Consider the following 19030-nt stretch of genomic DNA (forward strand, 5'->3'; position numbering starts at 1 on the left):
CATGAAAACCGTCCTTCGTACCTTGACCGTCACGGTGAGCGCACTCGCGCTGATCGTGCCGATGACGGCCGCTGCCCAGCCGCCGTACGACGTACCGAAGATCAAGTGGGGCTCCTGCGGAACCGCCCCCGAGCTCGAGCCGTTCCAGTGCGCGTCGGTCGAGGTCCCGACCGACTACGACCGCCCGGGTGGGCCGACCACCACGATCGCGCTTACGCGGTTGCCAGCGACCGACCGAGCCCAGAAGATCGGCACGCTGTTCACCAACCCCGGTGGGCCTGGTGGCCCCGGGGTGCCCTTCATCCAGCAGATCGCGCAGTCCGCGTACTCCGCTGATGTCCGGGCCAAGTTCGACATCCTCGGCTTCGACCCGCGCGGGGTCGGCCAGTCCGATCCGGTGACCTGCTACCCGACCGCCGCCGAGGAGCAGGCAGCGTTCGCCGGTATCAGCGCGTTCCCGGTGACCGCCAAGGAGGAGCGCCAGTACCTCGCCGCCGTCGCGAAATTCTCGCTCAACTGCCGGACCACGTCACCCGACCGGTTCCAGCACTACTCCACGGCGAACGTCGCCCGCGACATGGACCTGCTCCGGCAGGCTGTCGGCGACAAGAAGCTCACGTACGTCGGCTACTCGTACGGCACGTACCTCGGGGCCACCTACGCGAAGCTGTTCCCGAACAACGTCCGGGCACTCGCGCTCGATGGCACGCTGCTCCCGGAGTGGTACTCGGGCTCGAACGGTGAGAAGCAGCCGGTCGGCGCCCGGATCAGGCAGGGCGAAGGCGCATCGGACAGCTACAAACAGTTCCTGCTGGAGTGCAAGAAGGCTGCGGCCGCGTGCGCGCTGAACAAGGTCGGCGACCCGACAACAGTTGTCGAGAACACGCTGGCGCGGTTGAAGAAGACACCGATCCTGATCCCGTTGCCGGACGGCAGCACCTTGAAGATGGACTACGCGACGCTGGTCTCCTACATGTTCACCCAGTTCTACTCGTCGTACACCTACCCCGGGCTGGCCGAGACCCTGGCCGAGCTGGCCACCTGGCCGACCGCTACCGCCCGGGCCAAGGCGGCACCGAAGGCGACCGAGTCGCTGATCGAGTGGAACCGCCGCAAGGAGGAGTACACCTCGGCCGGCAGCAGCATGCAGCCGTGCGTCGAGACGCGGCTGACCGGCCGGCTGCTGGCCTTCCCTTCGTACGCCGATGCCGCGGACAAGCGGGCGCCGCACTTCGGAAGGTTCCGTGCCTGGGTCGGTGCCGAGTGCGAGCTCCTCGGGCTGAAGGACCAGGACGCGTTCCTCGGGCCGTGGGAGAACAAGGTCAAGCAGCCGGTGCTGGTCTTCGGCACCCGGCACGACCCGGCCACGCCGTACCAGGCGACTCGTCCGTACGCCGACCTGTGGCCGGATGCGCGGATGGTGACGATCGAGGGTTGGGGGCACTCGACCAGCCTGGGCGGGAGCGTCTGCGCGGATCAGCTGCTCACGAAGTACCTGACCACGCTGGCCGCACCGGCCGACGGCTCGACCTGTCAGCAGGATCGCAAGCCGTTCGATCCGATTCCGGCCAGCACCCTCGCGAGAGTGAAGGCCTTCCCTCTCGCGACCGAAGCGCTGGGGGTCGTGCGCTAAATACGGTCCTCCCATGAGGCACCGAAGAACTCTGACAGTTGCCATGACCGCGCTCGCGCTGACGATGCCCGTCAGCGCGAGCGCGGTCGGCGTACCGAAGATCAACTGGGGGACCTGTGGACCGGAGCTGGCTCAGTTCCAGTGCGCGACGGTCGAGGTCCCGACCGACTACGACCGCCCGAACGGATCGACCACCACCATCGCCCTGACCCGGTTGCCCGCGAGCGACCCGGCCCGGCGGATCGGGACGCTGTTCACGAACCCAGGCGGGCCCGGGGCCTCTGGGGTTTCGTTCATCCAGCACAACGCGTCGACCTACTCGCCGGAGTTGCGCGCGCGGTTCGACATCCTTGGTTTCGACCCGCGCGGGGTCGGGTTGTCGGACCCGGTCACTTGCTATCCGACGGCGGCCGAGGAGGGGGCGGTGCTGGCGAAGCTGAAGCTGTTCCCGACCACCGCCAAGGAGGAGCGCGGGTACATCGCCGACGCCGCGAAGATGGCGGCCAGTTGCCGGAAGACGTCGCCCGATCGGCTTGAGCACTACTCGACTGCGAACGTCGCGCGGGATCTGGACGTGCTGCGGCAGGCGGTTGGGGACAAGAAACTCAACTACATCGGCTATTCCTACGGCACCTATCTCGGCGCGACGTACGCGAAGCTGTTCCCGAACAAGGTTCGGGCCATGGTCATGGACGGCACGCTGCTTCCCGAGCGGTACACCGGCTCGAACGGCGACGACCTGCCGTTCGGTGCGCGGCTTCGGCAGGGGGAGGCCGCGTCGGACAGTTATCAGCAGTTCCTGCTGGAGTGTAAGAAGGCCGCGGCAGCCTGCCCGCTGAATGCGCTCGGCGCCCCGAAGACCGTCGTCGAGAATCTGCTCGATCGCCTGCAGAGCAAGCCGATCGGGGGCTTCGACTACTCGACCACGGTGGGGATCATGTTCGACGCCTTCTACAGGTCGGACACTTATCCCGCGCTGGCCCAGCAACTGGCCGAGTTGGCGACGCAACCGAAAGCCCAGAGCAAGGCGGCGCCTGCGCGGCAAGAGGACTACCCCTCGATCGGCAACGCGATGCAGCCGTGTGTCGAGACCCGGCAGACCGGCCGGCCGCTGGCCTACCCGGCGTACGCCGACGCTGCCGACCAGCGCGCTCCGCACTTCGGCCGGTATCGCGCGTGGATCGGGATCCAGTGCGAATTCCTCGGGCTGACCGACACCGATGCCTTCGCCGGACCGTTCGAGAACCGGGTGAAGCCGCCGGTCCTCGTGTTCGGGACACGGCATGATCCGGCCACGCCGTACCAGGCGACCCGGCCGTTTGCGAACCTGTGGCCGGACGCACGGATGGTCACGATCGAGGGCTGGGGGCACGCCACCAGCTTCGGCGCGAGCGTCTGCGCGGACGAGTTGCTCACGAAGTACCTGACCACGCTGGCGGCACCGCCTGATGGTTCGACCTGTCAGCAGGATCGCAAGCCGTTCGACCCGCTGCCGATCGGTAAGTCGGTGACGAGTTCGATTCGATGACCGAAAACTAGTGACAACCGAGAGCGTGACCGGGCAAACTGGGAGCGCTTCCGGTCCCTGGACCTCCCCGCCCCTTTCGCCCCGAAGGAGCCATCCATGCAACGAATTCTCCGTGGCCTCATCACGGCCGCACTCACTCTCGGAGTGGCAATTCCTGGCAGCGCTTCCACGGCGAGCGCCGCCCCCGAGCTCCTCACGAACGGCACCTTCAGCAACGGTACGGCGAACTGGTGGGGGACCGGCAATACGCCGATCAGCCCGGACGCCGGCCAGCTGAAGGCCGTCGTACCGGGTGGAACCGCGAACAAGTGGGACGCCATGCTCGGCCAGAAGACCCCGGCGTTCGCGGTTCACCAAGGCCGCAAGTACACGCTGGCCTTCGACGCGCGTGCCTCCGCGGCCCGCACGCTGCTGACCACGGTGCAGCTCAACGCGACCCCGTTCACCGCCGCGCTCAACCAGACCTTCTCGGTCGGTACGGCGACGCAGCGGATCAGCCTCGACTTCACCAGCTCGCTGGAGACCACCCAGGCCGAGCTGACCTTCCAGCTCGGTGGACTGGCCGGCGGTGGCTACACCTTCTGGCTCGACAACGTCTCGCTGACCGAGGTGGACGGTCCGCCGCCGGCAGGAAGCCCGATCGAGCTTACGAACGGCTTCTACGTCGACCCGCACTCGAACCCGAAGGAGTGGGCCAACGCGCACCCCGGCGGTACGGCGACCACGATCAACAACGCGATCGGCAGTGAGCCGATGGCGCGCTGGTTCGGTGGCTGGAACACCAACCTGGCCACGGATATCAACAACTACGTCGGTCCGGCGGACACGGCCGACAAGCTGCCCGTGCTGGTCGCGTACAACCTGCCCGGCCGGGACGCGTGCGGTGGCCATTCGAGTGGCGGTGCCGCGGGCGAGACGGCGTACAAGAACTGGATCCAGACCCTTGCGACGGCGATCGGTAGCCGGCCGGCGCTGGTGATCCTGGAGCCGGACTCGATCGGCGATTTCCAGTGCATCACCGACATCAACGAGAAGAACGCCCGGATCCGGATGCTCACCTTCGCGCTGCAGACGCTCAAGAGCTCCGCGCCGAACACGTGGACGTACGCCGACGCGACCAACAAGGGCTGGGGGACCGGCATCGGTGCCGGGGAGCTCGCTGCGCGGTTGAACAGCATCGGCATCGCGAACGCCCACGGGGTGGCGATCAACGTGTCGAACTACTACACGACCGCCGAGACCATTGCCTTCGCCAACGATCTCAACAGCCACTGGGCGACGCCGAAGCCGTTCGTCATCGACACCAGCCGCAACGGCAACGGTGCGAAGGGCTCCGAGTGGTGCAACCCGGCCGGCCGCAAGCTCGGCACGACCGCACAGCAAGGCGGCGGTGCCGAAATGCTCCTCTGGGTGAAGGTTCCTGGTGACTCGGACGGGCCGTGCGGCGAGTCCGGTGAAAAGGCGGGCACGTTCGATCCGCAGCTCGCCCTGAAGCTGATCAACAACTAGCGCGACGGAGTGAGATCGTCCGGCCGGAGCGTTGCGACGAGCTCACCGCGACTGCGGACGCCGACCTTGGCGAACGCTGCCTTCAGGTGGTCCTGGATGGTGTGCGGTGAGATCGACAGCCGGCCGGCGATCTCGGCGGTGGTGTGCCCGGAGATCACCTCGAGGCAGATCTCGCGCTCGCGGGTGGTCAGCCCGTACGCCGCCAGCAGCATCCCGACGAGGTGCTGACCTGAAGCCGGCTCGATCGTGACGACGACCTCGGACTCGTCGTCGTCGCTGATCAGCCGGCTGCCCTGCATCAAGGCCCAGCCTCCGGACGCGGTCTGGACCCGCGCCTGGAACGTGCCGCCGGCCGCGGCCCGGGTCCCGGTCACCATGGCCTGCAGCAGGACGGCGAATCGGCCGGGCGCGATCTGATCCAGCTCGTCCTGCCAGGACCGGGCGGCCGCGGTGACGGCGCGCGGCTCGCCGTTGGCTCCGGTGACGATGATCGAGGGGCCGGCGCCACCGCGGTAGCCGTGCGCGCCGGAGCGGACCGCGACTCGGGTCGCCGCGCCGATCGCCGGAGCAACCGCCGTCAGGAACTCCAGCTCGCGATCAGTGAAGTCCGAGCCGGATCGCACGAACCCCGCCGCACCCCAGCAGTCCCCATCGACGCTGAACACCGCCCGCACCTCGTGGTCGATCCCCAGCGGCCGCCAGATCTCGTTCAGCCGCCGGTGCCCGACGACGTCGCGATGCGGCAGGTCGGACAAGCGGGCGACCGGGCGTGCGTGCTGGGCAAGCTCGGCAAACGAGTTCGGTACGTCGCCGACGTACTCGGTCTCGGCCAGCAGCGGCTCGAGCTCCGGTGGGATCCGGTCCCGGCCGCTGGTCATCGAGCTCATCATGAGGCTGCTCGGGTCGAGCGCCGCCCAGCAGGTGAAGTCGCTGGCCACGATCCGGTCGACCACCTCGATCGCGGCGGCGTGCAGCGCCTCGACGCCCAGTCCGGACGTCGCCAGCGCCGCGATCTCCCGGCGCGCGGACCGCGCCTGCCCCTCCCACATGCGCTCAGTATGCGCCGCCGTACCGACGTCGCCTATCCCCGAATTGTGGGGATGGGATAGGCCGTCCGAAGCCCTGTCGTGCGGGATGGCCCAGCGGATAGCCGGCTTCCTACCGTCGCCGGTATGACAGTGCATCTGAGTTCAGCAGGGACCGGGCAGGAGTACGTCGCGCCGGACTCGACCGTGACTGTGAAGATCGGGGCCGAACACACCGGCACCGAGTACGAACTGCTGGAGATCGACGCGCCGCGGGGTCCGGGCGGGCCGCCGAACGTGGAGCCGTGGAGCAAGGCGTACTACGTGCTGCAGGGGCGGATCCTGGTCCAGGCCGATGACGAGGGCTACGACCTCGGTCCGGGGACCTCGATCAGCATCCCGGCCGGTACGGCGAACACCTTCTCGGTGCTCACGCCGGCCGCGAAGTTCCTCACCTTTCGCGTCACGGTGGTCCAGTCATGAGTACGGCGGCGCAGGTGCTGGCCGTCGTGATCGCGGTGATCTTGACCGTGGTGTTCGTGATGGAGGCGTTCCTCTGGAAGCACCCCAAGCTGTACCCGATGTTCCTGACCGACCCCGAGCATTTCGGGTCGGTCCGGCTCTGGACGATCAACATGGGGTTCTACAACCTGACAACCGCAATCGCGCTGGTGGCAGGCGTCGTACTGGCGGCCAACGGGCACGAGTCGGCCGGGCACGCGCTGGTCGTGTTCACGGCGGCGCAGCACACGTTCATGGCGGTGGTGCTGGTCGTGTCGGAGCGACGGCTCTGGCTGAACTCCCTGATGGAGGGGATCCCGGCACTGGCGCTGCTGATCCTGGTCACGGCTTAGACCAAACTGCCTAGACCAACCGGTAGGAAAGTTACGGGAATTGCGCAAAGATGGCCACCGCACCACGCATGCTCAAGGTTTCCCGGATGTCAGCGTCCACGTCATCCATCCGGGAGACCCCCGCCCTGAGTACCCGTGAAGGTGAGGCCTCATGAGCCCAATCAGTCGCAGAACCCTTGTCCTCGGTGGACTCGCCGCGGCCGGCGTCAGCGCACTCCCGGTCCGTTCAGCCGTGATCGCGGCCACCGCGGCAGTCCCGTACCCGTTCCAGCTCGGGATCGCCTCGGGCGATCCCGACGCGAGCAGTGTGGTCCTCTGGACACGACTCGCCCCCTCACCCCTGAACGCCGACGGCCTTGGTGGCATGGGGACCGCGGACGTGACCGTCGACTGGCAGGTGTCGACCACCGACACCTTCGCCACACTGGTCGCTTCCGGCTCCGTCGTCGCGAAGTCCGCCTCTGCTCACTCGGTCCACGTCATCGCCGGTGGACTCAACGCGGACTTCGACTACTACTACCGGTTCCGCGCCCAGGGCCACCTCTCACCGGTCGGCCGCACCCGGACTGCTCCGGCCGCCGGCACTCCGGGCCGAGAGCTCGTCATGTCGTTCGCCTCGTGCGCCCACTACGAAGAGGGCTACTACACGGCCTACCGGCGGATGGCTGAGGACAACCCCGGTCTGATCCTGCATCTGGGTGACTACATCTACGAGTACGGCGCGACGACCGGTCGACCGCGGTTGCACGCCGGTGCCTCGGAGATCGTGTCGCTGGCGGACTACCGGCGCCGGTACGCGCAGTACAAGAGCGACGCGGACCTGCAGGCAGCTCACGCAGTCGCGCCGTGGATCGTCGTACCGGATGACCATGAGGTCGAGAACAACCGGGCCGGCAACATCCGCGCCGACAGTACGCCGGCTCTGACGGCTGCTCAGTGGACTGCTCGGCAGGCGGCTGCGTACCAGGCGTACTACGAGAACATGCCGCTGCGACCTGCGCAGGTGAACGGTGGCGCTGCAATCCAGCTCTACCGCCGTCTGCAGTGGGGGAACCTGGCGACGTTCCACATGCTCGACACCCGGCAGTACCGCAACGACCAGGCCTGTGGAGACGGCTGGAAGGTCTGCTCCGATGCGGACCTCGCGTCGCGCAGCCTGCCGGGCAACGCGCAGGAGACCTGGTTGCTGAACGGACTGAACCAGAAGACCGCGACCTGGGACATCATCGGGCAGCAGGTGTTCTTCGCTCGCCGGTTCAACTCCACCGGCGCCAGCATGGACTCGTGGGACGGCTACCGCGCCTCCCGCGCCCGGATCCAGCAGGGCTGGGTGGACCGCGGTGTGCGCAACCCCGTCGTACTGACTGGTGATGTGCACCGTGCTTGGGCCAGTGACCTCAAGGCTGACTACAACAACGCCAACTCGGCCACCATCGGCAGTGAGCTCGTCTGCACATCGGTCACGTCCAGTGGGGACGGGGACGGAGCCACTGCCATTCCTGACGTTGGGACCAACCCCTGGCTGAAGTTCTTCAACAACAGGCGCGGCTACATCCGTACGACGATCTCGCCGACCGAGATGCGGGCCGACTTCCGTGCTGTCGCGAAGGTGTCGGAGCACGGTGCCGCTGCGACGACTGCGAAGTCGTTCGTCATCCAAGAGGGCCAGCCCGGATTGCAGGCGGTGTGACCATGCTGAAGCTCAAGCGCACACTGGCCGTCGCGGGCGTTGCTGTCACCGCACTCGGGCTCATGGCGCCGACGGCGTCCGCGCACGTCGCCACCCCGACCTGGATCGTCGCCAACAGCACGGCCACTGGCGATCAGGACTCGCCGTCTGTAGCAATCAACCGGACCGGGTACGTCGCTGTGGTGTGGGAGGACGATCGCGACGCGGACAACACGGCCGACAACGTCCACAGCGACATCTGGATTCGCCTGTTCCACAACGGCACTGCTGTCTACGAGAAGAAGCTGTCCGCCGGCGGCGACTCCGGTGTGACCAACTGGCGGCACCTGCACCCGGACGTTGGTCTGGATGACAAGGGCAACGCAGTAGTGGTCTGGCAGGACGACCCGGACGGCAATGGCTTCTACAACATCCCCTACCGCGTTCTGAACACCGCAGGCACAGTCACGGCCTCCGGTAACGCCAACAGCAGTGCTACTGGTCAGCAGATCAACCCCCGCGTTTCTGTGGACCCAGATGGTGCACCCTTGGGTGGGGCTGTCGCCTTCACTGCGGTGTGGGAAGACATCCAGACCGGTACGCCGGCCACGGTGAAGGCGGCCGGGTACACTGGACCGACAACCCGGGCCTGGGAGGTCACCGCCTCGCAGACGACCGGTCAGCACCACAACCCGGATGTCGCAGTCTCGGCCTCTGGGGACGCGTTGGTCGTGTGGGACGAGGACGGTGACGCCAACGCGTCGTACAACGTCGGTCTGGTGCGTCTGGCCAGGACGAATGGTGCCGTGAACCTGACACGTCGGGTCGCGAACTCCAACACCGGCGGAGAGCAGTCGCACGCAACAGTCGACGCCAACTTCAACGGTGACTTCGCTGTCGCCTGGGAGTCCAACCACACCGGCACCGCCGGAGCCTGGACCCGCACCTTCGACGCCAGCGGCACCGCCCGCTTCGCCGACGTAGAGGTCGCGGCCGGCGGCAAGGCGCCCTCGGTCGGCATCGACGACGTCAAGCAGACAGTCGTCGGCTGGACGGCCCAAGCCGCCGATCCCGACGTCTGGGTTCGCGGCTTCGACGCAGCCGGCACCGACACCGGCCGCCTCTCCGCCCAGCGACTCAGCTCGGCCACTCCTGGTCGCCAGGAACAGATGGCCGTGGCGGTCTCGTCGTTCGCCGAAGTAGCCGTCGTCTACACCGACGACACCGACGGCAACACCCACGACCAGGTGTTCCTGGGGACAGGAATCTCCAACAACAGCTGGTAGAACCGCGCTTCAGGCAACCACAACTTCGTCGAGGAAGAGGTAGTCGGCGAAGTTGTGGGTGCGGGTCTTGGTCAGATTGCCTGAACCGGCGGTGAGGGCTGCGTGATCGCGCACGATCCCGGCCTGGGCGCGGTCGGCGAGGTGATGATGGACGGGTGCCAACCGCGAAGGCAATCGACTACTTCCAGCTGTTGCGACGTCCCTACGACGAACTTGTCGACATGTACCGGCGTCGCGGGCCAGTGGTGAAGACGGGGCTCGGGCCGATCCGCTTCACCTTCCTGCTCGGGGCCGAGGCGAACCAGTTCGTGTTCGCCAACTCGGACCTCTTCCGGTGGCGGGAGGCGATGGAGTTCCTGGTGCCGATCACTGGTGAGTCGGCACTGATCGTCAGCGACGGTGCGCCGCACAAACGCCGGCGACGGTTGATGCAGCCGGCCTTCCACCACCGTCAGATCGCCGAGTACGTCGATACCTTCCGCCGCAACGCGGACCAGGTGATCGACGGGTGGCGGCCGGGGACGGTCGTCGACGCGTACGCCGAGTTCCGGCGAGCGATCCGGCGGAGCACGATCGAGCTGCTGTTCGGGGACCGGTTGGCGGCGGACGAGCAGCGGCTGGGGGATCAGCTGCAGTTGGTGCTGGATCTCCTTGACCTGTTGCCGTTCGAGCGGTTGGTGCAGGAGCGGTTCGGGCTGCCGACCTGGCGGCGGTCGCTCGCTGCCAAGGCGGAGGTCGATGGTCTGGTCTATGAAGAGATCACTTATCGGCGGGCGCATCCGGAGCAGGCCGGCAAGGACGTCCTGTCCGCGCTCGTCGAGGCGGTCGACGAGGACGGCGATCGGCTGTCCGACGAGGAGATCCGCGATCAGGTGATCAGCTTGATCGCGGCCGGCTACGAGACCACGAGTGCTGCGATGGGCTGGCTGGTCCACGAGTTGGTGAACGCCCCCGAGCACTGGCAGCGGGCGGCCGGAGCGCCGTACGACGATCCGGCCGTTGCGAACCTGGTCTCCGAGGGCTTGCGGTTGCATCCGCCGGCCGTGATGTCTGGTCGCTATGTCGCGACCGAGTTCGAGTTCGCGGGGGAGCAGATCCCGGTGGGCAGTCAGCTGGTGATCAGCCCGTATGTGACGCATCGCCTCGCTGAGATCTGGCCGGAGCCGAAGCGGTTCGACCCGGAGCGCTGGAATCCGGACCGGCCGGGGTATCACAAGCCGACCCCGGCCGAGTTCCTCCCGTTCGCCGCCGGGCCGCACCGCTGCATCGGCGCGACCTTCGCCACTGTCGAGCTACAGGTCATCCTGAGCCGACTCCTCGAACGCGTCACGCTGAGCCCAGTGCCACAACGGATCCGCCCGATCGGCTACGGCGCCATGCGCCCTCGCTACGGCGTCCAGGTCCGCGTCGAAGAGGTGCGCCAAGGACAGGACGTATAGGTCTACGTAGACGCCATCGCGCGCCTACGCCCAGCTCGGGCAGCCGCGATTTGGCGGATACCTCCTGTCCTTAGCGCGTTGGATCAGGCCGCCTCGTCCTCGTCTGCAAGTGTCCCGGGCAGTGCGGGGCCGCGGGGCGGGATGGTGTTGGCGGCGGCTGGGTCGATCTTGCGGAGTGAACCGTCGGCGGCTGAGCGGACGATGGCGAGCATCGAGGCGAGTGCGTCCGAGATCTGGGTCTGCTCGCGGCCGGGGATGTCGCTCAGCTCGATCAGGACGCTGCCGCTGCCCAGCAGGCCGTAGCCGTTGCGGGCGATGCCTTGGTAGTCGCCGCCCGGGTACTGCGACACGTTCCCGCCGGTGCCGTTGATCGACCGCTGCACGAGGACCGCGATCTGCTTGGCGAAGTTCACGTCCGCGGGCTTCACGGCCGAGTTCGTCGGCCACAGCGTGGAGGCGGTGATTTCCTTGCCGGCGGCATCTTTGTAGCGACCCTGCATGTGGTAGTCGACCATGATGTCCGGCTGGAACGCGGCGTACCGGCGCTGCACCAGCCCGGCCTCGGTCGCCGGATTGTCCTGCGGCGCGACCGCCGGATCGTGGTACCGGTTGATGTCGTACCCCTTGCCGGCTTCGCCGTACTCCGGGGTGGCGGTCGGGTCGTAGTTGTAGCGCCAGTTGTGTTCGTGGCCGTCCGGGTTCGCGCGCACGACGATGTCGACGGTCACCTCGGACAGCAGCTTGCGCTGCCACGCGCTGTTGCCGACACCGACCGTCCGCAGGAACTCCAGCGCCGCGGGCGTGCCGAGCGGCTCGTCACCGTGCTGCTGGGTGACGTACTGGATCTTCAGCTTGCCGTGGCCGACCCGCGCGGCCCAGACCGGCCGGTTCTCGTTGGTGCGGCCGATCGGAGTGACGCGGATCCTGCCATGGCTCAGTACGGCGAGTTTGTGCAGCTCGACCGTGAGCTTCGCGGTCGACGGTCGCGGATCGATCGTGGGCGAGCTGGCGCGGGCGGCTGGTGCGACAAGTAGCCCGACAGTGACGAGGGCGGACATCAGGGCGATTCGGGGCTTGATCCTCATGCTCGCCGAGTATCAACGCCACTACCCACCGCAACAACCCCTCCCGCTCCCCAGACCACCTGCTGGAACGAACGACCTTGAGCACGGCTCAGCCATCTGTTCGGTCGAAAAGTGGTTGATCGGTGCTCAAGGCAGGCCGGGTTGGCGCTTTAGTCGGCGCGAAATCTTGTGGTCTGGATCCGGTACGGCGTGGTGAGGTTGGGGGTGACTTCTTTTCGGGTGGCTGGGGTTGGCGACGCGGAGCAGATCGCTTTGCTGCATGCGGATAGCTGGCGGCGGCATTACCGGGGTGCGTTCGCTGATGCGTTCTTGGACGGGGACATCGAGGTCGAGCGGCGAGCGGTCTGGGCGGAGCGGCTCGCCGTACCGGGGCATGCCGAGACGGTCCTCGCGGAGGATGACGGCGGGCTGGTCGGGTTCGTGCATGTGATGTTTGATGCGGACCCGCAGTGGGGCAGCCTGGTGGACAACCTGCATGTGCGGAACGCCCAGCGCGGGTCAGGTATCGGCGGCCGGTTGTTGCGGCAGGCGGCGAGTGCTGTCGGACGACGCGGAGCCAGCAACGCCATGTACCTGTGGGTGCTCGAGCAGAACGCCGCCGCGCAGGGCTTCTATCGCGCCAGCGGTGGTGAGGCCGTCGGGACTGCGCTGGCGCCACCGCCCGGCGGCGATCCGAGTCGGCTCGATGGGAGCCCGGCTTGTCTGCGGATCGCCTGGCCGGATGTCGCGGTGCTGACCTAGGCCGCGACGGCGTCGTACTGGTACGCCGGGTAGGTCAGGTACCCGTCGTTGCCGCCCTGGAAGAACGTGGCCTCGTCGGCGGGTGCCAGCGGGAGGTTGTTGCGGAGGCGCTCGACCAGGTCCGGGTTGGCGATGAACGCACGGCCGAAGCTGATCAGGTCGGCGCCTTGGCGAAGCCAGTAGTCGGCATCCGCGGGCCTGGTCTGGCCGGGACCCGTCACCGGACCCGGGTTGATGATCAGGGTGCCTGGCCAGAGCTTGCGCAGGGTGGCGAGCGTTGCCTCGTCAGTGGTGACCTCAAGGTGCAGGTAGGCAAGGTCGAACTGCGCCAGCTCCTTCACCAGTGCGGTGTAGAGCGCCGGTACGTCGTTCTCCTGCACACCCCAGATCGTCGCGCCGGGGGACAGTCGGATGCTGGTCCGAGCAGCGCCGACCGCATCGACCGTCTGCTCGACAGACTCGACGGCGAAGCGGATCCGGTTCGCGATCGAGCCGCCGTACTGGTCGGTGCGCAGATTGGAGTTGTCGGCCAGGAACTGCGAGATGAGGTAGCCGTTGGCGCCGTGCAACTCGACCCCGTCGAATCCGGCCTCGACACCGCGCCGGGCCGCGTCGGCGTACGAGCGAGCGTGTTCCGGTACTTCGGCCGTCGTCATCGCGCGCGGGAGCGGTGCCGGCTGCTTTCCGCTCGGAGTGAAGACGTCGCCGACCGCAGCGACGGCTGATGGGCCGGCCGGTTGCAGGCCGTTGGTCTCCGGGTGCGAGACGCGGCCGCCGTGCATGATCTGGGCGAAGATGCGGCCACCGTTCGCGTGGACGGCGGTGGTCACCTGGCGCCACGACTCGACCTGCTCGTCGGTGTGCAGTCCCGGCGTACCGGGGTTGGACTGTCCGATCAGGCTCGGCTGGACGCCTTCGGAGACGATCAGCCCGGCGGTGGCCCGCTGGGCGTAGTACGTCGCCATCGCGGGCGTCGCGAGACCGCCGGCTGCGGCGCGGACCCGGGTCATCGGTGCCATCGCTACGCGGTTGGGGAGTTCGAGGTGGCCGAGGCGGTAGTTGTCGAAGAGGGTGCTCATGCGGCTACGCTAAAAGCTCACATTCATGTGAGGGGCAAAGGTTCGTGGCCCAGGTCACACGAGGAGGATCGATGCGGATCGGCGAGGTCTCCGCGAAGAGCGGCGTCAGCGTGCGTTCGTTGCGGTACTACGAGGAGCAGGGCCTGCTCGCCAGCACGCGCAGCGCCAGTGGTCAGCGGCAGTACGGCGACGACGCGATCGAGCGGGTCGCGTTCATCCAGCGGATGTTCACCGCGGGTCTGTCGAGCCGGACGATCAAGGACGTGCTGCCGTGTGCGGACGCCCCGAGCGAGCGGACGTCGGATGCCGCGGCCGAGCGGATGGCCGGCGAACGGGACCGGTTGTCGAACCACATCGAGGAGCTGCTCCGGACCCGGGACTCCCTGGACGAGCTCATCACGATCAATCGCGCCCACCGCGCAACGCTCTGAGGCCGGTTCCCCGCTCCGGAGTTGCTAGGCTCGACCGGTTACCACCCCTCTGCTGAACCCCGGAAGTGAGACGTACCGAAAAATGCTCGACCGCGCGGTCATCGATGGCCTGTTCCCTGCCGATCTCCCCGAGCCGGAGTTCTGGGAGGAGAAGTATCCGCAGCGTGAGCTGGCCGACGGTGCGAAGGTGACGCGGCTCGGCCCGTCGCCGACCGGGTTCATCCACATCGGCGGGATCTACGCCGGGATGATCGACCGGGACGTCTCCACGAACACCGGCGGCGTCTACCTGGTGCGGATCGAGGACACCGACCAGTCGCGTGAGGTCGAGGGTGCGCTGGAGCAGTTCGCGCGCGGGTTCGACTACTTCCACATCTCCTCCGACGAGGATGTCACCAAGGGCTCCTACGGGCCGTACATGCAGTCGCAGCGTGAGCAGATCTACCTGACCTACGTGCGGCAGCTGCTCCGCGAGGGCAAGGCCTACCTGTGCTTCGCCACCAAGGAGGAGCTGGCCGACATCACCGGACGCCAGCAGGCCAACAAGGTCCCGACCGGGTACTACGGCAAGTGGGCGATCTGGCGCGATGCCGAGGCGACCGACGTGGCCGCCAAGCTGGCCGACGGGACGCCGTACGTCGTGCGCTTCCGGGCGCCGGACGACGCGGACGGCCAGCGAGCCCGGTTCACCGACGCGATCCGCGGTGAGCTCGAGCACGAGGCGAACCGGAACGACGCCGTGATCCTGAAGGCGTCGGACCAGTCGCCGCGGCTCCCGACGTACCACTTCGCGCACGCTGTCGACGACCACCTGATGCGGGTCAACCTGGTGATCCGCGGCGACGAGTGGATCTCCTCCGTGCCGCTGCACCAGCAGCTGTTCGCGGCCCTGGAGTTCGAGCCGATCCAGTACGCGCACATCGCGCCGCTGATGAAGCAGATCCCCGGCGGCAAGCGGAAGCTGTCGAAGCGCAAGGACCCTGAGGCCGGCGTCGACTTCTACATCGGCGCGGGCTTCCCGGCCGACGCGGTCCTCTACTACCTGCGCGGCCTGGCGAACGGCCGGCTGGCCGAGGTGCCGCTGGCGGAGGCGCTCGCCGCGCCGATCCAGCTCGACCAGTGCGGTGTCGCCGGTCCGCTCGTCGACCTCGTGAAGCTCGAGGACATCAGCGCCGACCACATCGCCACGCTGAGCGGTCAGCAGATCTTCGACGCGGTCCGCGTCTGGGCTCTCGAGTACGACGCCGAGCTCGTCCCGGTGCTGGACGCGGAGCCCGAGCTTGCGCTGCGCGCTCTCGCGGTCGAGCGCGACGGTGTGGAGAACCCGCGCAAGGACCTGCGCAAGTGGTCCGACTTCCGTGCGGCGTACGCGTTCTTCTTCCCCTCGTTGTTCGAGCTTGTCACCGGCCCGACCGACGAGCGGATCGCCGCCCTCGGCGTCGCACCGGAGGTCGTCACCGCCTTCGCACAGGACCTGGTCGCCAGCTACGAGCACCGCGATGACGCCTCGGAGTGGTTCAACCAGATCCGCGACCTGGCCGCCAAGCACGGCTTCGCCGCCAACGCCAAGGAATACAAGAAGGACCCGGACGCCTTCCCAGGCTCCATCCGCGAGGCCTCCCAGCTCGTCCGGGTAGCCATCACCGGCGCCACCAAGAGCCCCGACCTCCACGCCACCACCCAGGCCCTAGGCGCCGAAGAAACCCTCCGCCGCCTCAAGGCCCTCGCCGGTTCCTGACCCCTGACGTCCGAAGACACGCCGACCACCGTCGGCGAGTCTTTCGGACGTTAGCTTTTTAGTGGTGGGGAACGAAGACGATGGCGTCGCCCACGGCGCGTTCGGCGCCGTTGGTGCCGCTGGGGTGGTTGACGAGGGTGCCGTCGGCTCGGGCCATCGCGGTGGAGCCGCCGCCGTCGAGGTTGATGGAGTCGTGCAGGCCGAGCGCCTTCGCGACTGCTGCGGTTTCGGTCATCGTGGTGCCGACGCTGGTGGTCTGTCGGCCGTCGATGGTGGCGAGGACGATCTTGCCGTCGCGGGTGGTACCGGCGATCGTGCGCGGGTTCCGATCGAAGAAGCTTCCAGACCCAGGCGGTACGACGACCACGCCGTTCGACGTGAGCTGGTAGCGACCGGTCACGCCGTACAAGCCCTTGTGTAGTTGGACTTTCCGACCCCGCTGGTCAGCGACAGCGAGCTGACGATCCACACAACCGCGCGTGGTGAGCGCAAGCAGCGCGTTGGTATCCGGCCCGGTCGCCTGCACCGCGAACTGGCTCTTGGTCAGCGTCGTTCCCCGCGTGTTCGCCGTTCGAACGACGCACCCGCGCCGATCGAAGACAACCTCCACCCCAGCACCTGACGGCGTCGCGGCACCGAACTCAGGCGTGAACAGTACGACGTCGCCCGGCGCCTCGCCGACGGGCACCACCGGCGGGTGGTTGACGAACTCCAGCGGCAGTTCGGCTTTGGTCCACCGGTTACGAAGCTTGCCCGTCCAGCTGAGATGACCGATGAGCACCTTGTTGCTCTTGGCATCGATCAGCAGGTTCGCCTCGGCCGGATCGGACAGCGGCTCACTCAGCAGCTTGCCGTCGAAGATCCCGAGCCCGACCTGCTCACCCGGGTACGTCGGGTTCGCGGTGAACGTGAAGAACGACGCATTCACCCCGGCCACCGCACCAGCACCACGAACCAGCTCCGAGGTCTTCTCCACCCGCGCCAGATCCGCGCCGTACGTCGCCTGCAACTGTCCGCGAGCCCGCCGCGGATCGATGGTCAGCACACTCACCACCCACGGCCCGCGCGGCGTCGTGTTGATCTGATCCGCAGGCGCCGGCTCAGTCCCACGCACGATCCGAGTCAACGTCACCCCACGACCCAAACTCTCACTGCTCCGCGTCTCAACCAGATCCGAGTCCCCGATCGGCAACCCGTCCGCGAGGCTCTGGCTGGTACTCGGCTGGGTCGGGGCGGGGCCGCCGACTGGCAACCCGCCCGCCGGACGCCCGGTTGGTACCTGGGACGCGGCCACCCCCGTCGCCGAAGACGGGATGGGCGCCCCCGACTCCCCGGCCAAGCCAGCCGTCACCGGTGCGGCGGTCTCGCCAGTCAGGCCGGTGCTTGGGCTCGGTGGTGCGGCGGTTGCGGGGGTGGTGAGGGTGGCGGCGATGGTCAGGAGGGCGGCGGCGGCGAGTCCGCGGCGGGCGGAAGGCTTCATGAGCCCATCCTTCCCCGAATGGGTGGAATTTTACCGTTCACGCCGCTGACTCGTCAGCATCCACCAGGTTACGAGCGGGTGGGGTAGTAGAGGAGCGCATCGCCGACGTACCGCTCGGCGCCGTTCGTCCCGCTCGGGCGGTTGATCAGCGTCCCGTTCGTGCGCGCCATCGCGGTCGAGCCGCCGCCGTCCAGGTTGACCGAGTTGTGCATCCCGAGCGCGTTCGCGACCGCACCGGTCTCGGCGAGCGTCGTACCGACACTCGTGGTCTGCCGCCCGTCGATGGTGGCGAGCATCAACTTCCCGTCCGCCGTGGCCCCGGCGATGGTCCGTGGGTTGCGAGCGAAGAAACTTCCAGAGCCAGGCGGTACGACGATCGCGCCGCCCTGGGTGAGCCGGTAGCGCCCGACCACGCCGTACAGGCCGCGGTGCAGTGCGATCGGCGTGCCCTGATCGCCGGTCAGTGTGTGATTGCGGTCGACACAGCCGCCGGCCGCGGTCAGGGCCAGCAATGCGTTGGTGTCCTTCCCGGTCGCCTGCAGCGCAAACTGGCTGACCGTGAGCGTGCTGCCGCGGGTGCGCGACGTCCGGACCACACAACCGAGCCGGTCGAAGACGATCTCGACCCCATGCCCCGTCGGAGTCTTGCTGGCGAAGTGCGGGGTAAACAGCACGACGTCGCCCGCAGCGGTGCAGGTGGTCTGATCGACGACATCCGCACAGGCCGCCGGCACCACCGGCGGGTGGTTGATGAACTCGAGCGGCAGCGTCGCAGCGGTGTCGCGGTTCCGGATCTGCCCGGTCCAGCGCACCTTCTGCACGCTCATTTGGTTGCTGCTGGCATCGATCAGCAGGTTCATCTCGGTCGCGCTCGTGGTCGGTTCGCTGATCAGCTGACCGTCGGAGATGCCGAGCCCGACCGGATCACCCGGGTACGTCGGGTTCGCGGTGAAGGTGAAGAACGACGCGTTCGTACCGACGACCGCGGCCGCACTCTTGACCAGCTGCGAGGTCTTCTCGGTCCGCGCCAGATCCGGTCCGTACGACGTTTGGAGGCGACCCTGCGCGAGTGCCGGATCGATCGTCACCACGTTGACCACCCACGGCCCGCGAGTCGTCGTACCGATCTCGTCGGGGTCGGCCGGTTCGGTACCGCGAACGATCTTGGTCAGCGTGACCCCAGGCGCAAGGGCCTGGTCGGTCCGCGTCTCGGCGAGATCGGCATCGCCGATCGGCAAGCTCCCGTCGGCTCGCGGCGCGGAGGGAATCGGGTCGGCCGATTTGCTCGGGGTGTTCCGGTAGCCCGGCGAGGCCGGGTCGGACGTGTAGCCGGAGGAACCCGGATCGCCGCCTGGTGTGGCGGCGGCCGGGACCCCGATGACGGTGAGCAGGGCCGCGACGGCAAGCCCTCGCTTGAGATGAGCGGACATCGGCATCCTTCCCCAGGGCGGAATCTTTCCGCGTGATGCGCTGAACTGTCAGCGATTACCAGGGTAGGGCTCCGCCCCGCGGCGGTGAAGGTGCCCGGAGGAT

General features: G+C 67.7%; 17 protein-coding genes. 11 read left to right on the top strand and 6 right to left on the bottom strand.

Going from position 1 to position 19030, the window contains the following annotated elements:
- The first annotated feature begins 1 nt into the window (after nt 1).
- From OG474_RS31135 to OG474_RS31145, 3 genes are all read left to right on the top strand, one after another.
- Nucleotides 2-1633 carry an alpha/beta hydrolase gene (locus tag OG474_RS31135; protein ID WP_405057164.1) on the top strand — a complete coding sequence of 544 codons (1632 nt, stop codon included), beginning with the start codon at nt 2-4 and terminating at the stop codon, nt 1631-1633.
- A 13-nt stretch (nt 1634-1646) separates the two neighbouring features.
- Nucleotides 1647-3161 (top strand): alpha/beta fold hydrolase, encoded by a 1515-nt coding sequence (locus OG474_RS31140; RefSeq protein WP_405057165.1) that lies wholly within the window; start codon nt 1647-1649, stop codon nt 3159-3161.
- Between the two features lie 96 nt (nt 3162-3257).
- Complete coding sequence (locus OG474_RS31145; protein WP_405057166.1) at nt 3258-4670, top strand: glycoside hydrolase family 6 protein; 1413 nt, start codon at nt 3258-3260, stop codon at nt 4668-4670.
- Here OG474_RS31145 and OG474_RS31150 read toward each other — a convergent pair.
- Entirely contained in the window at nt 4667-5719 is a 1053-nt protein-coding gene (locus OG474_RS31150; RefSeq protein WP_405057167.1) for a LuxR C-terminal-related transcriptional regulator, read from the bottom strand. The two genes, OG474_RS31145 and OG474_RS31150, sit on opposite strands and share 4 nt — an antisense overlap.
- 123 nt (nt 5720-5842) lie before the next feature.
- Between OG474_RS31150 and OG474_RS31155 the strand changes: the two genes are divergently transcribed.
- The 4 genes from OG474_RS31155 (at nt 5843) to OG474_RS31170 (ending at nt 9504) form a co-directional block, all read left to right on the top strand.
- Complete coding sequence (locus OG474_RS31155) at nt 5843-6178, top strand: cupin domain-containing protein (protein ID WP_405057168.1); 336 nt, start codon at nt 5843-5845, stop codon at nt 6176-6178.
- A complete protein-coding gene (locus OG474_RS31160; protein ID WP_405057169.1) occupies nt 6175-6549 on the top strand; it encodes a DUF1304 family protein in 375 nt (124 codons plus the stop codon). Before OG474_RS31155 ends, OG474_RS31160 begins: the two co-directional genes overlap by 4 nt.
- Nucleotides 6550-6700: 151 nt before the next feature.
- On the top strand, nt 6701-8239 hold the full coding sequence (locus tag OG474_RS31165; protein ID WP_405057170.1) for an alkaline phosphatase D family protein: 1539 nt from the start codon (nt 6701-6703) through the stop codon (nt 8237-8239).
- Between the two features lie 2 nt (nt 8240-8241).
- The gene (locus OG474_RS31170; protein WP_405057171.1) at nt 8242-9504 is read left to right on the top strand and encodes a hypothetical protein; all 1263 of its coding nucleotides are present in this window, start codon (nt 8242-8244) and stop codon (nt 9502-9504) included.
- A 9-nt stretch (nt 9505-9513) separates the two neighbouring features.
- Here OG474_RS31170 and OG474_RS31175 read toward each other — a convergent pair whose 3' ends face one another.
- A complete protein-coding gene (locus OG474_RS31175) occupies nt 9514-9666 on the bottom strand; it encodes a hypothetical protein (RefSeq protein WP_405057172.1) in 153 nt (50 codons plus the stop codon).
- Here OG474_RS31175 and OG474_RS31180 point away from each other — a divergent pair.
- Nucleotides 9660-10943, top strand: coding sequence for a cytochrome P450 (locus OG474_RS31180; RefSeq protein ID WP_405057173.1), 1284 nt, complete (start codon nt 9660-9662; stop codon nt 10941-10943). The two genes, OG474_RS31175 and OG474_RS31180, sit on opposite strands and share 7 nt — an antisense overlap.
- Nucleotides 10944-11026: 83 nt before the next feature.
- Here the strand turns inward: OG474_RS31180 and OG474_RS31185 are convergent, their stop codons facing one another.
- Nucleotides 11027-12028: a M14 family zinc carboxypeptidase gene (locus OG474_RS31185; protein WP_405057174.1), complete on the bottom strand. Its 1002-nt coding sequence runs from the start codon at nt 12026-12028 to the stop codon at nt 11027-11029.
- A 204-nt stretch (nt 12029-12232) separates the two neighbouring features.
- On the opposite strand from OG474_RS31185, the gene OG474_RS31190 reads away from it, so the two are divergent.
- The gene (locus OG474_RS31190; protein ID WP_405057175.1) at nt 12233-12769 is read left to right on the top strand and encodes a GNAT family N-acetyltransferase; all 537 of its coding nucleotides are present in this window, start codon (nt 12233-12235) and stop codon (nt 12767-12769) included.
- Here the strand turns inward: OG474_RS31190 and OG474_RS31195 are convergent.
- Entirely contained in the window at nt 12766-13848 is a 1083-nt protein-coding gene (locus tag OG474_RS31195) for an alkene reductase (RefSeq protein ID WP_405057176.1), read from the bottom strand. The genes OG474_RS31190 and OG474_RS31195 overlap by 4 nt on opposite strands.
- 71 nt (nt 13849-13919) lie before the next feature.
- On the opposite strand from OG474_RS31195, the gene OG474_RS31200 reads away from it, so the two are divergent.
- Together OG474_RS31200 and OG474_RS31205 are read left to right on the top strand one after the other, a co-directional pair.
- On the top strand, nt 13920-14279 hold the full coding sequence (locus tag OG474_RS31200) for a MerR family transcriptional regulator (RefSeq protein ID WP_405057177.1): 360 nt from the start codon (nt 13920-13922) through the stop codon (nt 14277-14279).
- 82 nt (nt 14280-14361) lie between these two features.
- Nucleotides 14362-16017: a glutamate--tRNA ligase gene (locus tag OG474_RS31205; RefSeq protein WP_405057178.1), complete on the top strand. Its 1656-nt coding sequence runs from the start codon at nt 14362-14364 to the stop codon at nt 16015-16017.
- 58 nt (nt 16018-16075) lie between these two features.
- Here OG474_RS31205 and OG474_RS31210 read toward each other — a convergent pair whose 3' ends face one another.
- Together OG474_RS31210 and OG474_RS31215 are read right to left on the bottom strand one after the other, a co-directional pair.
- Entirely contained in the window at nt 16076-17497 is a 1422-nt protein-coding gene (locus OG474_RS31210; RefSeq protein WP_405057179.1) for a phosphodiester glycosidase family protein, read from the bottom strand.
- Between the two features lie 68 nt (nt 17498-17565).
- The gene (locus tag OG474_RS31215) at nt 17566-18927 is read right to left on the bottom strand and encodes a phosphodiester glycosidase family protein (RefSeq protein ID WP_405057180.1); all 1362 of its coding nucleotides are present in this window, start codon (nt 18925-18927) and stop codon (nt 17566-17568) included.
- Nucleotides 18928-19030: the final 103 nt, after the last annotated feature.

Origin of the sequence: Kribbella sp. NBC_01505, from assembly GCF_045040285.1 — a bacterium.
Lineage (GTDB): Bacteria > Actinomycetota > Actinomycetes > Propionibacteriales > Kribbellaceae > Kribbella.

Excerpts from the sequence above, each read along its gene's own strand:
- OG474_RS31135 (WP_405057164.1), top strand. The coding sequence starts at position 2 with ATGAAAACCGTCCTTCGTACCTTGACCGTCACGGTGAGCGCACTCGCG.
- OG474_RS31140 (WP_405057165.1), top strand. The coding sequence starts at position 1,647 with ATGAGGCACCGAAGAACTCTGACAGTTGCCATGACCGCGCTCGCGCTG.
- OG474_RS31145 (WP_405057166.1), top strand. The coding sequence starts at position 3,258 with ATGCAACGAATTCTCCGTGGCCTCATCACGGCCGCACTCACTCTCGGA.
- OG474_RS31150 (WP_405057167.1), bottom strand. The coding sequence starts at position 5,719 with ATGTGGGAGGGGCAGGCGCGGTCCGCGCGCCGGGAGATCGCGGCGCTG.
- OG474_RS31155 (WP_405057168.1), top strand. The coding sequence starts at position 5,843 with ATGACAGTGCATCTGAGTTCAGCAGGGACCGGGCAGGAGTACGTCGCG.
- OG474_RS31160 (WP_405057169.1), top strand. The coding sequence starts at position 6,175 with ATGAGTACGGCGGCGCAGGTGCTGGCCGTCGTGATCGCGGTGATCTTG.
- OG474_RS31165 (WP_405057170.1), top strand. The coding sequence starts at position 6,701 with ATGAGCCCAATCAGTCGCAGAACCCTTGTCCTCGGTGGACTCGCCGCG.
- OG474_RS31170 (WP_405057171.1), top strand. The coding sequence starts at position 8,242 with ATGCTGAAGCTCAAGCGCACACTGGCCGTCGCGGGCGTTGCTGTCACC.
- OG474_RS31185 (WP_405057174.1), bottom strand. The coding sequence starts at position 12,028 with ATGAGGATCAAGCCCCGAATCGCCCTGATGTCCGCCCTCGTCACTGTC.
- OG474_RS31195 (WP_405057176.1), bottom strand. The coding sequence starts at position 13,848 with ATGAGCACCCTCTTCGACAACTACCGCCTCGGCCACCTCGAACTCCCC.
- OG474_RS31200 (WP_405057177.1), top strand. The coding sequence starts at position 13,920 with ATGCGGATCGGCGAGGTCTCCGCGAAGAGCGGCGTCAGCGTGCGTTCG.
- OG474_RS31205 (WP_405057178.1), top strand. The coding sequence starts at position 14,362 with ATGCTCGACCGCGCGGTCATCGATGGCCTGTTCCCTGCCGATCTCCCC.
- OG474_RS31210 (WP_405057179.1), bottom strand. The coding sequence starts at position 17,497 with ATGAAGCCTTCCGCCCGCCGCGGACTCGCCGCCGCCGCCCTCCTGACC.
- OG474_RS31215 (WP_405057180.1), bottom strand. The coding sequence starts at position 18,927 with ATGTCCGCTCATCTCAAGCGAGGGCTTGCCGTCGCGGCCCTGCTCACC.